The organism is Pseudovibrio ascidiaceicola, assembly GCF_900114245.1.
GTDB lineage: Bacteria > Pseudomonadota > Alphaproteobacteria > Rhizobiales > Stappiaceae > Pseudovibrio > Pseudovibrio ascidiaceicola.
This window is the reverse complement of the sequence record NZ_FOSK01000002.1, coordinates 108,445-121,542: the sequence shown is the minus strand read 5'-3', so window position 1 is coordinate 121,542 and position 13,098 is coordinate 108,445. Positions and strand designations below refer to the sequence as shown.

Below are 13,098 nucleotides of genomic sequence, written 5' to 3'. Positions count from 1 at the left end.
AACGAACGCAGATATGACTAAAAAAGCTAACTGCACCCACATCTCAAAGAAATCTTGTATGTGGTGAATAAAATCCTATTGCAAGCTCTAGACGAAAGAGAGGGGTTGCCAGTCACTGATTTGTGGATGTAAGAGCATGACTTCAGTTGAGTAGACGTCTCTCCTGAAAGGCAAGTCCCATGTCCCTCATATTCAAGATCGCCCCCAAGGCGCTTTGGCAAGAAGCTGAAGCAGCCGGTTTCTTTGCGGGTGCACCGATCGATCTGGCCGATGGTTACATCCACTTTTCCAGCGCCGAGACCGTGAAAGAAACAGCAGCTCTGTATTTTGCGGGACAAACTGACTTACTGCTGATTGCCGTCGAAAGCGAAGATTTCCCTGAAGATCAGATGAAGTGGGAAGCCTCCCGGGGCGGAACGCTCTTTCCGCATCTCTATGGTAAGTTTCCTGCCTCCAAAGCTGTATGGGTCAAATCTCTGTCCTTGGATGCAAATGGCAATCACGAGTTTCCGGAGCTGTAAATGTCGATTGAAAACCTCATAAACAAAGTCGGTATCCGGGCACTGCATTGTCTGGACCCAGAGACCTCCCACAACGCAACCATCAAGATGCTGGCCTCAGGTCTGGCGCCAACATTCGGCCAGATCGAGGACAAGGCCTTAGAATACAAGTGGGGCGTTCTCACCTTCAAAAATCCGGTGGGTATGGCAGCAGGCTTTGATAAGAACGCTGAAGCAATTACCCCACTGATGAAACTTGGATTCGGGCATGTTGAAGTGGGAACCGTTACACCGTTGCCGCAGGAAGGTAATCCAAAGCCTAGGAATTTCCGCCTGAGTGCAGACCGTGCTGTGATCAATCGCTATGGCTTCAACAATGACGGCCACGATGTCGTCTACGAGCGCATCCGCAAAGCAGGCCGCACACCAGGAGTGCTTGGTATCAACGTTGGCGCAAACAAGCTCTCAGAAGACCGTGTTGCGGATTATGTTCTGGGCATAAAGCGCTTTGCAGAACTGGCGGACTATCTGACGGCCAACATTTCCTCTCCCAACACACCGGGCTTGCGAGATCTGCAGGAAAAGGATGCGCTGGGACATTTGCTCACAGCCATCATGGAAGCGCGTAACGAGCAGGAAGACCGTCTGGGCCGTAAGGTGCCCGTCATGCTCAAGATCGCACCAGATGTGACCGATGAGGCGCTCAAGGAAATCGCAGAAGTCGTCCTGACCAGCAAAGTCGATGGCATGATTGTCTCCAACACCACCATCGTCCGCCCATCCACGCTGAAGGATCAGAAGCAGGCCAAGGAAGCAGGTGGCCTGTCAGGCGCACCTCTGTTTGAGCGCAGCACCATCGCTTTGGCGAAAACCCGACGCGCAGTTGGCCCCGAACTACCGCTCTTTGGAGTAGGCGGTGTGGACACACCAGAAAAAGCAGCTGCAAAGATCTTCGCAGGTGCAAACCAGATCCAGCTTTATTCCGGCATGGTCTATGAGGGGCAAACGCTGGTGAAGAAGATCAATCATCATCTGTCGCGTCTGGTCGCCGCACGCGGTGTTGCCAACTTGCAGGAACTTGTCGGCATCGACAATGACATCTGGGCAGATAAATCGTTGGAGAGCTAAAGGCGCATTCATATCGGTAAAGGGGGCCGGGCTTCGGCGAAGTTCGGCCCTTTCTGTGTGAAAACGCCAGTCAAAGACATTTGCCTTCCCTCAGAGCGGTATAAAATCTCCTTTGACTGTCAATATTTAATGAACAGACAATCTATATATTGTAATATTGTTCATTCTCCATGGTGCTCTACCTTCGCTGTAAGAACAACACGAAGGAAGACCCATGACCAAAGTTCTCGTTTTATATTATTCAAGCTACGGCCACATCGAAACAATGGCAGAGGCCATCCGTGAGGGGGCTGAAGACGTCGCCGGAACGACTGTGGTCGTGAAACGCGTGCCGGAACTTGTGCCTGAAGAGGTTGCTGTAAACGGTCACTTCAAGCTGGATCAAAAAGCACCAATAGCGCAGCCGGGTGAGCTGGCAGACTATGATGCCATCATCTTTGGAACCCCCACTCGCTTTGGTAATATGGCATCGCAGATGCGTAATTTTCTGGATCAAACCGGAGGGTTGTGGGTTGGTGGTAAGCTGATTGGCAAAGTTGGCTCGGTGTTTACATCCACCGGAACAGGCGGTGGTAACGAGACAACCATCACCAGCTTCTGGTCGACCTTGGCACACCATGGAATGATGATTGTCGGACTTCCATATTCAAGCCAGGAACTGGCCAAGATCACTGAAGTGCGCGGTGGCTCCCCATATGGCGCCAGCACCCTTGCTGGCTCGGATGGCTCTCGCCAGCCAAGCGAAGTGGAGTTGAAGCTGGCCCGTGATCAAGGGCGCCATGTTGCAACAATTGCAAGCAAGCTCGCCAGCTAAATCCTACCTGTGCGCCTGTTTACGTCAACGAGATGCAATTTTGCTGATCCCTTGATGGGAGCAGGCACACCCGTAACTCATAGTGCTCAAGGCCGATAAGGCCAGCCCCATACATTTTCCGATAAGAGTTAATTCAATGACCACCCTCAATCACGCAGATACTCATCATCAGGGTATCGTTTTAAACGCCAGTACATTTACTCCTCATAAATTCCTATCTGAAGCACTTGGCCCGTTTGAGGTAAAGATCGCCCTGCAGGCAGCAAGCTTGAATGCGCGGGATCAGATGATCCGAAAGGGCCTGTACGGCGAAATGCCTGCGGATCTTGTGCCTTTGTCCGATGGGGCAGGGGAAGTTATCGCAGTGGGTGAGCAGGTTACAAAGTGGTCTGTTGGAGACCGTGTCATGCCGACTTTCTTTCAGGATTGGCTGGAGGGGCCTTTCCAGCCACATGCCCTCTCATCTGCACTCAGCTCAGCTGAACAGCCGGGTGTCTTAAGAGAGCAAGCGAAGTTTCATCAGGACACTCTTGTACGCGTACCAGATCATATGAGTTTTCAGGACGCGGCAACACTCCCTTGTGCTGGTGTCACAGCATGGCACGCCCTTTTTGAGCAACATCGTACGTTGCGGCCAGACGACACTGTCCTGATACAAGGTACAGGCGGTGTTGCAATCTTTGCTCTACAACTCGCCAAAGCGTTTGGCGCCCGTGTTGCTCTCATCAGCTCCTCTGATGAAAAGCTGGAGAAAGCAAAGGAGATGGGAGCGGACATAACCATCAACTACAAAACAACACCAGATTGGGATGTCGAACTGAGAAAACTGACAGATGGGCATGGCGCTGATGTGGTTCTGGACCTTGGCGGTAAGGAAACACTGGAGCGATCCATACGTGCCGTAGCCGCTCATGGCTTGATCACGCAGGTAGGCGTTCTGACAGGTTGGGCTCACGCCCCTGAGAACATCAGTCAGCTGGTTCTAAACAACTCCTCGCTGTCAGGTGTTCTGGTCGGCTCCCGCGCTTATTTTGAGAACCTGTGTGCGTTTGTCTCCAAGCACCAGATCAAACCGCTCATAGACAAATCCTTCTCCATGTCCCAGATCAATGAGGCCTATGCTTACATGGATCAGGCACAGCACATGGGCAAAGTCACCATCGACATTGCTTAGCATGTGACTTGCGTCTTGCCCGGGTATGCATATCGGGCAAGACAAGCTTTCTTCAGCAGAGGAAGTCCTGAAATTATGCTTTTTGGAGAGCACCAAAATACTGACGTTCGCGAACCACACAGAGATAACTAAGGGTCAAACCACGCGCCCCGAAAAACACCAGCAATGAGAACCACAGGCCGTGGTTTCCGTAGAGCGGATAAAGCAGGTAATAGCTGGCAAGAAATAGAATGGTGGAGACCACAACAGAGTTCCGCATGTCCTGAGACCATGTCGCGCCAATAAATACGCCATCCATCTGGAAGGCCAACGTGCCAATGATCGGCGTCAGTACAGCCCAGATCATATAGGTACGCGCTGTTTCTCGCACCTCTGTATGCGTTGTCAGCAGGTCAATAACTGGTCCGCCAGCCACCCACAACACGACTGCCGCACCAAAGGAAAGCCCAAAGCCCCAGCCGATGGACAGCCGCAGTGCTTTGCGGAAGGCAGTCCGCTGTTTGGCTCCGATTGCTTGCCCAATCACCTGTTCTGCAGCTGATGCCGTGCCATCCAGAAAGAAGGCTGCGATCAGAATGAACTTCTCAAGCACAGCATTGGCGGCAAGCACCACTTCTCCCTGAGCAGCACTGCGAGAGGTAAAGAAGCCGAAAGCAAATAGCATCACCATGGACCGGATCATGATGTCCCGGTTCAGTGCCAGCATCGGCTTCAGTTTCTCCCAAATGATGATCTGAGAAAATGAAGGCAGGCGTGCACCGCGGAGTTCGCGCTTGATTAGAAAAAGGCCGAGGCCAAATGTAAGCATCTCGGCAATAAAGGTTGCCACGGCGACACCGGGAATACCCCAGTCAAACACGAGCACAAACACAACAGAAAGCACCATATTGATGACATTCAGGAAGGTTTGAATGAGCAGTCCGATACCAGCTTTGCTGAGGCCCAGGTACCAGCCAAGAATGGAATAGTTGGCGAGTACAAACGGTGCTGAGAACGCACGGATCGCAAAGTATGTGGCCGCGGCTTCCTGTACCGCATCCGTCCCGCCAATAATAGGTAAGCCAAACCTTAGAAGCGGCCACTGTAAAAAGATGACGACAATGCCGCCAATGATACCCAGCAGAAGGGCACGGGCGAGCACTGCACGCAGTTCATTGCCATTGTTGGCACCAAGAGCCTGAGCAGCAAGGCCTGTCGTTCCTGCGCGTAAGAAATAGAAGAAAGCGCCAATCACATCAAAAAGGATCGTGCCAACAGCCAACCCACCCAAAAGGGCCGCATCATGCAGCTGTCCAATCACAGCAGTATCAACTAACCCCAGCAATGGAGTAGAGATATACGCCAGTGTCATAGGAACGGCGAGCGCAAGGAAAGAGCGGTTCGTCACCTTGAAACTTGTAGACACGCAGGAGACCTTCAAACGAACGAGTGCAGCACCAGCAAGCAGCTCAAAATGGATTGGATAATCAAAGTATCATTGGCATATTGGTTTGTTCTTCGTTTGTCCATACCATATTGCGCAGACCTGCTATAGATAAGAGTGTACCTCCCAAACATGGGAACCAGTTTTCGGATCAGGAAACGACAAAGCCAAAGTGATTTCAGAGAAGGTACTGCCCTTGTGAAGCTCCCAATCGTGCACCATCCAGCCTACACGGCAGACATTCCCGAAAATCATCGGTTCCCAATGCGCAAGTATGCTGAACTGGCTCAGTGGTTGAAACAAACCGATCCAGACGGTGCTCTTTATGATTTCCATGAGCCAGAGCCAATCTCCAGAAAAGACCTGCTGCGGGTGCACGCAAAAGACTATGTAGATCAGGTCCTCAGCTGCAACGTTCCCCACGCCATCGCTCGTGAAATCGGCTTTCCCATGACCCAAAGCGTTTCCTTCCGAGCGCAATGCGCAACAGGAGGGTCTTTGCTCACGGCAATGTTGGCTCTGGAACATGGTGTCGCTTGCAACACTGCCGGTGGGTCGCATCACGCCCGTATCGCGCAAGGAGCGGGGTTTTGCGTGTTCAACGATGTAGCCGTCGCGGTGAGGGCGGTACAGGCCATGCGCATGGCACGCCGCGTGCTCATTATTGATCTGGATGTCCATCAGGGAGATGGGACGGCTGATATCTTCGCACATGACACCAGTGTCTTCACACTCTCCCTCCATTCAGAAAAGAACTATCCCGTCCGAAAGAAAGCCTCCACACTGGATGTGCCTCTGATTGATGGCATGGAGGATGACGAATATCTTGAGATCCTGGAGGACACGCTCAAGCAGGTTCTCAACACCTTCAAAGCCGATCTGGTGTTCTTCAATGCGGGTGTTGACCCTCATCATGATGACCGCTTAGGGCGCCTTGCTCTCTCTGATGAGGGACTGAGAAAACGAGAAGAACTGGTCTTTAAACTGGTAAGAAATGAGGGACTTCCACTTGCAGGTGTGCTGGGAGGTGGTTATTCGTATAATCTTAGACTATTGGTTAACCGGCATTCTAATCTGTATCAAGTGGCAGCGAAGTACTTATGATTCAAAAACAAGTCCTATTTATATAAAATTTTAGTAAAATATAATATTCCACCTTTAAGAACTGAATAAGTAAATGTGTCTTGCCATTTTATGAAAAATGCGCAGTATCCCCTCCGTAAAGTGCAAATAAAATGCCTCGGAAGGCTAGGAGACACGTATGGGTGTTGTGGTCACCAATAGAAGCGTTGTACTGGATACTGCGGATTACATGATCCGGGAAAGCGGGCTGTTGGGCTTGGATGTCGATCAGCTTGCCAGCAGTACTGGAACAAGCGAGCAGGATATCTCGAAAATGTTCTCTTCCAATAAGGGGGTAGAGCATGCCGTGCTGCAAAGGTACATCGACCGCTTCCTGCAGATCCTGGGTGACCCTTCCACGCAAACCCTTCACTTCCGCAGAGCGCTGGATACATACATTGCCGCCTTCCAGGCAGGTATGGCAGATGGTGGCGAACTGTTCCTCTCAGCGGTGCTGGGCGATAAGGACGAAGAACTGCCGGATGAACTTCAGGAACTTGCTGCGACTTTCGCTCGCCGCAACCGTGTCTGGTTGGCAGACCTGCTGGAATACAGTGGCAGCTGGTCCTCTGAAGAAGCGCTGGTGAAATCCGATTTCGTGCTAGCAGCACTGGAAGTCGCCGTTTTGATTGGCAACACAAGCGAAGATCCGGAGATCTTCGACAACTTGTCAACCAACATACACAACATCTGTATGCAGTAATGGTTTCCCTGCCGGAGCAGGCGCGGTTAACGCCCGCGCCAGTTCATAAGGCGAGTAATGAACCACAACGGCACGACGACGATGGCTCCAAGGAAGAAGTAGGAGCCAAAGCGTTCAATCGCTGAGAAGCCCATATTCCAGATTCTGACAAAGAAGTCCTGCACGGAATAGATCAGGCTCAGCGGTGAAAAGTCCAGCGCAGCCAAAACAATCCCAACAATCAAAGATAGAAAAATCAGCCGAATGAGAACGCGCCCCGGCGAGTCTCCCAGAAAACGGTTGAACTTATCGTTTGACATCAAAATCTCCGCAAATTTTAAAGCGCACCGCAAAAGCCAAAGCCGGTTTTGGAATAAGAATACGCGCTGAAATCAAAGGCTAAAGCAGTTTGACTGTTCTAAGTTTAGTGCATACTGCTTAACATTGATTTCTATATAGGAAGCCTGAGGGATATTGCATAGATGCAAATCCAAATTGTACGCTCAGGTTAGTGCTGAAAGTTATTGGTGTGTCGTTTATTGTCTACGCTGCGGAACCACACGACGCAGATCTCCTCGCAAACATCCGTGTTCAGGCCATGCGCGAAAGCCTCGAAGCGCTGGGTCGTTTCGACCCTGAAAGAGCACGTGAGCGTTTCCTGAAAAGCTTTGCCTGCGAAGACACTTTCAAGCTCGTGAGCGGACAGCAGATACTTGGGTTTTATGTTCTGCGGGACCGGCCAGACCACATCTGGCTGGATCATCTCTACCTCCACCCAAGCGCTCAAGGCACTGGCATCGGAGCTGCAGTAATCGCCCGGATCAAGGCACATGCGGTTTCAAACGGAAAACCCATCCGCCTTGGTGCGTTGAAACAAAGCAAAGCCAACGCCTTTTACCAACGTCACGGTTTCCAGCATACCCACAGCGAAGACTTCGACAACTACTACGAACTCCCGCTGGAAAGCATCGAGCCAAGTCCGCCAGTTTTCATTCTGAAACGTGCCGAACCGGAAGATATCGAACAGCTTGCAAACCTGCGACATGAGGCAATGAAGGACGAATGGGCAGCCAACGGTCTGACGGACTACGCCCTTGCGCGCAGACATTTCTTTGAAGACTACAAACCGGAAGCCACACTAAAGATTGCGCTAGACGGAGAATTGCTCGGCTTCACAGCAGTGCATGAATATCAGGACTACATCCATCTCGACATGATCTACCTGCACCCGAAGGCACAAGGGCAGGGCATAGGTGCGCAGATTGTTGCAAACATCAAACAGCACGCAGTTCAAGTCAGCAAGCCAATCCGCTTGGGTGCGCTTCGTGTCAGCAACTCCAATAAGTTCTATCAGGCACAAGGCTTCAACTTCACGCACAATGTGGAGTTCAACAATTATTACCAGTTCACGCCTGAGCCTGTTTTCCAATTTGAAACAGCAGCGCCGGAAAACTTCGAAGAACTCCAGCACATTCGCTATACGGCCATGAAGGAAAGCGCGGAAGCCAATGGGTTGTTTCAGCACGACAAAGCCCGCGAGATCTTCCTAAGCGAGTACGCCCCTGAGAAGACCCGGAAAATCCTGAGGAACGGCAAAACCATCGGCTTCTATGTAGTCCTGAACCACCCTGATCACCTGTATCTGGATATGTTCTACCTGCTACCTGAAGCGCAAGGCCTAGGCATCGGCTCGAAGATCCTGCAACAGATCAAGGATCAAGCGGATGAGCAAAACAAACCCATCCGCCTCGACGCCCTCCGCATCAGCCGCGCCAACGCCTTCTACCAGCACCACGGCTTCCACCTCACACATTCTGAGGGCGTTAACAACTACTATGAGTATGCGCCGAAATGTTCAAAGTGGTGCTTAGAACCTGCAAACTCCTCTGACTTCGACTTGCTCGCAGACCTCTGCCATCTGGCTATGAAGGACAATATGGAAGCCAATGGCATGTTCGACCATGAGCTCTACCGGCAATACTTCAAAGACAGCTTTGATCCTGCCTCTACATGGAAGATCATCGAGAACGAAGACGTTCTGGGCTTCTACGTTTTGTGGGACAAACAAAACCACCTCTATCTGGAGCGTCTTTACTTCCACCCGAATGCACAAGGTCGCGGTATAGGAGCAAAGATCCTCAACCTCCTGAAGCAACAAGCCACCACCCAAACCAAACCCATCCGCCTCGAAGTCCTCCCCAAAAGCCGCGCCAACGCATTCTATCTCCGCCAAGGATTTGAGCTAGTTGAAGAGAGGGAAGAGGAGACGGTCTATAAGTTTGCACCTGACAGTAGTTTAGCTTAGTTGCCGCACTGTAGACGCATTAGCACCTAAGACAGCAGTTTTCTCCCGAGTACGACTTAACAAGCACCGGTGAAGGTTACGCCTGCCCAGTTTCCGGCAGTCAGATCTTCTGGTGAAATCCAGAGTTGGATGTTCCCGGCTCCATAAGAGAAGCCGATTGTGTTATTATCTTCGAGTTGCAGAAGAAGAAGTTTTTTCTCTGAAAGAGCAGTCTCAACATGGCCTTGATAGTCCGCTCCTATGCCAAACATCTGATGCGGTGTTCTACTCCTGATCACTTGCTCGAAAGCTGAGAGGCAACTTGAAGGCAGTTCTGAAAAGCTAACTCGTTCTGCATCAAGCAGACTCTTAAAGGACTTACTCTTGCTTCCTAAGCAAGAGCTTAGTGCTTTTCTGACAGCGTTTATCATGTCATTGAGCGAGTTTGAACTGGTGGCATCAAAGAGGCGCGGTAGATTGACTTGGTCACTTTGCGCTGATGACAGCACTCTTAGCGAGTGCGACGAGCCCAAGCCCAAGATTGAACTAAGAAAGTTGCTCAAAGGATCTTGCTTCGCTTTGCCAGCTGTGGATTTTTTAACACCCTCCAGACTTACAAACTCGTCAAAGCGTTCCATCAACCAGCTGCGGAACTCATTCTGTTTGTATTCTGCAACAGTCGCGTGAGGAGAGTAAGTTAATGCTTGTTGCTGCCAGGAAAGTACTTCTTGATGAAACTCCACGAAAAGGCTGGATTTCATGCGTTTGCGTTTTTGTGACAATGGCTGGTAGTGCAGTTCGTGAATGAGTTCTTGGCAAAAGATATCCACTAAACCCCATCTCTGCGGCCAATCAGAACAAAATGCCTTACAGAAGTGATCGTTTAGTACATTCTCTGTACCATTCGCGTAGCTCATAAGCTTGGTTTTGTAAGCCACCGATAAATCTGACAGTCGAATAGTTTCAGGCACGCCCAAAAAATACTGATCCGCTTTCTGTTTTCCAAAAGCTAACGAGTACGCTTCATATCTTGAGTTCTTTGTGAAACTATCAATCCGTTCATGTGTCCTGTCTGGCAACTTATCGATCTCAAAGTAATCAGGAGACCGAAACGTATTGAAGGCAATAGGATCGTATTCAACTTTACGCAGGTAGCCTTCATCAAACTCTCCGGTAATGGAGCGCCCACGAGAGTGGTGCATGAAATTACTTGCGTTTGAGTAGAGCGGGCTGTGCTGAGGAATATGTTTGATCAGATTATCACTTATAGGATGATAGATCACTGTAGCCGCATCTGCATCTCCGTCTTCGGCGGCACCCACGTTGATGAAAAAGTAGAGAATACCGCTTCTTACCATACCTTCTGGAAGCCAAGGCAACTCACCAATGTTAATTTGCCCCAGAAACATGTCAGCGAACTGCCCAAGCTTACCATCATCGTTTGGCCATTTAAAATCAGGCGAAGCCAGAGGTTTTCCGCCGAAATAGCTGGTCGTTTTACCTTTGGGTAACCTGAGTTCGAGCGCAATTGCAGTATGCGTATTTTGTGCAATGAAACTCTCAAATGCGTCTTCAGTTACGGTCATCATTGGCGCTCCAACCAGAAAACAGAACGATTAAGGTACCATCTAGAAAAGTTTCCAAGCTGAACTCCGTAATGTAGGCCAACAAAAAACGCCGGCGAGATTTCTCCCACCGGCGCTTCAATCTCAAACCAGACTGCTGAGCAATAAAGCTCAGCCTGGCCTGTCTTACTCAGCAGCTTCTGCGACAGCCTCGGCAGGGGAGAACTTACCGTAGTAGGTCTCGCCAGCGTCTGCCATTGCGCGCAGCTGTTTGTTTGGTGCGAAGCGGTCGCCCCATTTGGCAGCCAGCTTGTCACAGCGCTCTACGAACTCTTTGGTGCCAATGCCGTCGATGTAGGACAGCGTGCCACCGGAGAACGGTGCAAAGCCAAAGCCGAGGATAGAGCCAACGTCTGCTTCACGAACGTCTGTCAGGCAGTTCTCTTCAAACACGCGAGCGGTTTCAAGAGCCTGAATGCCGAGCAGACGATCCTTCAGTTCTTCAACGTCGAACTCATCGGCAGACTTGGATGGGCCTGTGATGTCTGTAATGCCAGGCCACAGAGCCTTGTCTTTGCCTTTGTAGTCGTAAAAGCCCTTGGTGTTCTTACGGCCAAAACGCTCATTCTTAACAACCATTGCATCCAAAATGGTGTCAAAACCGCTGTTAGGATAAGCATCGCCAAGGTCTTTCTTGGTCGCTTCCTTAATCTTCCAGGCAAGGTCCAGAGCAACTTCATCACCCAGAGACAGCGGGCCAACAGGCATGCCTGCCATCTTGCCAGCGTTCTCGATCATGGCTGCCGGTACACCATCGGAAAGCATCATGATGCCTTCGCGAACGTAAGTGCCAACCACGCGGGAGGTGTAAAAACCTCGGCTGTCATTCACAACAATCGGGGTCTTCTTGATGGCTTTCACGTAGTCCAGAGCAACAGCTGTTGCCTTGTCCTCGGTCTTCTCACCCAAAATGATCTCAACAAGCATCATCTTGTCGACTGGAGAGAAGAAGTGAATGCCGATGAAGTCAGCTGGACGGGATGACGCTTCTGCCAGTGATGTGATCGGAAGAGTAGAGGTGTTGGACGCATAAACTGCGGAAGCTGGCATAGCTGCTTCAGCTTTTTCAGTCACAACACGCTTCACTTCGCGGTCTTCGAACACAGCTTCAATCACCAGGTCCACATCGCTCAATGCGTTGTAATCGGTGGTTGCAGTGATCAGGCTCAGCAGCTTCTCTTTTTTCTCAGGAGTAGACTTGCTGCGCTTGATTGCTTTGTCCAAAAGGCCTTCAGAGTAAGCTTTGCCTTTGTCAGCAGCTTCCTGAGACTGGTCGATCAGAACAACCTCAAGACCAGCTTTTGCTGTGACATAAGCAATGCCTGCACCCATCATGCCAGCGCCAAGCACACCAACCTTCTTCAGTTGTGTCTCAGGCACACCAGCTGGACGGCGAGCCCCTTTGTTCAGCTCCTGCATGGAACCAAACAGGGAGCGAACCATAGCGGCAGCTTCTTTGCTCTGCAGAACATGGGCAAAGTAGCGGCTCTCAATGGTCAGGCCAGTGTCCATTGGCACCATCAGGCCTTCAACAACAGAGTGCAGCATGTAGCGTGCGCCCGGATAGTTGTCATAGGTGTTCTGACGGTAAATCGCATTTGCAGCAGGCCAGAATTGCATACCGGATGGGGAGTAAACCTTACCGGTTGGGATTTTGAAGCCCTTCTTGTCCCAAGGCGCAACTGGGTCAACGCCCTCTGCGAGCATCTTCTTGGCAGCAGAAACCAGCTCAGCTTCAGGTGCAACGGCGTCAATCAGCTTCAGGCGCATGGCCTTTTTCGCATCAAGGTTCTGGCCCATCAGCAAGAACTGCAGGCCACCCTGAAGGTCACCAACCAAACGCATAACACGCTGAGTGCCACCAGCACCTGGGAACAGGCCAACCTTCACTTCAGGAAGAGCCATCTTCAGGCTTTCCTCAGCGCCGATGCGCTTGTGACAGGCAAGCGCCAGCTCAGTGCCACCACCCATGGAAACGCCGTTGATTGCAGCCACATATGGCTTGCCGGAGGTTTCCATTTTACGGAACACGAGTGAAAGCTTGCGAGTGCCTTCAAACAGCTCTTTCGCAGCACCTTCCGGGTCAACGCTCTGACGCTTTTTAAAGCCGGCAAGAGCCTTGCCAATCATGGAAAGGTCAGCACCAGCGGAAAACGCTTTCTTGCCAGACGCAACCACAACACCTTTGATGGCGTCATCAGCGGTGATGTCGTCGATGATTGTGTCCAGCTCGTTAATGACGGACTCGTCAAACACGTTCATCGGCTTTTCAGGCGAGTCCCATTTCAGAACTGCAAAGCCGTCTGCATCGGTTTCAAGGGTAAAGTGTGTGTAAGTCATGTTCGT

Annotated in this window: 11 protein-coding genes; 7 read left to right on the top strand and 4 right to left on the bottom strand. The window is 50.9% G+C overall.

Features of this window, described 5'->3' with window-relative positions:
* Positions 1 to 179 precede the first annotated feature (179 nt).
* From BM231_RS04800 to BM231_RS04785, 4 genes are all read left to right on the top strand, one after another.
* Positions 180 to 521: a DUF952 domain-containing protein gene (locus tag BM231_RS04800; protein ID WP_093517201.1), complete on the top strand. Its 342-nt coding sequence runs from the start codon at positions 180 to 182 to the stop codon at positions 519 to 521.
* Entirely contained in the window at positions 522 to 1,628 is a 1,107-nt protein-coding gene (locus BM231_RS04795; RefSeq protein WP_093517199.1) for a quinone-dependent dihydroorotate dehydrogenase, read from the top strand.
* A 214-nt stretch (positions 1,629 to 1,842) separates the two neighbouring features.
* Positions 1,843 to 2,442 (top strand): NAD(P)H:quinone oxidoreductase, encoded by a 600-nt coding sequence (gene wrbA, locus BM231_RS04790; protein ID WP_093517198.1) that lies wholly within the window; start codon positions 1,843 to 1,845, stop codon positions 2,440 to 2,442.
* Between the two features lie 136 nt (positions 2,443 to 2,578).
* Entirely contained in the window at positions 2,579 to 3,616 is a 1,038-nt protein-coding gene (locus BM231_RS04785) for a zinc-dependent alcohol dehydrogenase family protein (RefSeq protein WP_093517197.1), read from the top strand.
* 73 nt (positions 3,617 to 3,689) lie between these two features.
* Here the strand turns inward: BM231_RS04785 and BM231_RS04780 are convergent, their stop codons facing one another.
* Positions 3,690 to 5,021 carry an MATE family efflux transporter gene (locus BM231_RS04780; protein ID WP_093517196.1) on the bottom strand — a complete coding sequence of 444 codons (1,332 nt, stop codon included), beginning with the start codon at positions 5,019 to 5,021 and terminating at the stop codon, positions 3,690 to 3,692.
* Between the two features lie 282 nt (positions 5,022 to 5,303).
* On the opposite strand from BM231_RS04780, the gene BM231_RS04775 reads away from it, so the two are divergent.
* Positions 5,304 to 6,143, top strand: a complete 840-nt coding sequence (locus BM231_RS04775) for a histone deacetylase family protein (RefSeq protein WP_093517840.1) — start codon at positions 5,304 to 5,306, stop codon at positions 6,141 to 6,143.
* A 157-nt stretch (positions 6,144 to 6,300) separates the two neighbouring features.
* Positions 6,301 to 6,864: a TetR/AcrR family transcriptional regulator gene (locus tag BM231_RS04770; RefSeq protein WP_063295636.1), complete on the top strand. Its 564-nt coding sequence runs from the start codon at positions 6,301 to 6,303 to the stop codon at positions 6,862 to 6,864.
* Between the two features lie 26 nt (positions 6,865 to 6,890).
* On the opposite strand, the gene BM231_RS04765 is transcribed toward BM231_RS04770, so the two are convergent.
* Entirely contained in the window at positions 6,891 to 7,163 is a 273-nt protein-coding gene (locus tag BM231_RS04765) for a DUF6460 domain-containing protein (protein ID WP_063295637.1), read from the bottom strand.
* 209 nt (positions 7,164 to 7,372) lie between these two features.
* Between BM231_RS04765 and BM231_RS04760 the strand changes: the two genes are divergently transcribed.
* Entirely contained in the window at positions 7,373 to 9,148 is a 1,776-nt protein-coding gene (locus tag BM231_RS04760; RefSeq protein WP_208860090.1) for a GNAT family N-acetyltransferase, read from the top strand.
* 56 nt (positions 9,149 to 9,204) lie between these two features.
* On the opposite strand, the gene BM231_RS04755 is transcribed toward BM231_RS04760, so the two are convergent.
* Together BM231_RS04755 and BM231_RS04750 are read right to left on the bottom strand one after the other, a co-directional pair.
* Positions 9,205 to 10,713 carry a DUF1963 domain-containing protein gene (locus BM231_RS04755; RefSeq protein ID WP_159437950.1) on the bottom strand — a complete coding sequence of 503 codons (1,509 nt, stop codon included), beginning with the start codon at positions 10,711 to 10,713 and terminating at the stop codon, positions 9,205 to 9,207.
* 165 nt (positions 10,714 to 10,878) lie between these two features.
* Positions 10,879 to 13,092, bottom strand: a complete 2,214-nt coding sequence (locus BM231_RS04750; RefSeq protein WP_093517193.1) for a 3-hydroxyacyl-CoA dehydrogenase NAD-binding domain-containing protein — start codon at positions 13,090 to 13,092, stop codon at positions 10,879 to 10,881.
* Positions 13,093 to 13,098: the final 6 nt, after the last annotated feature.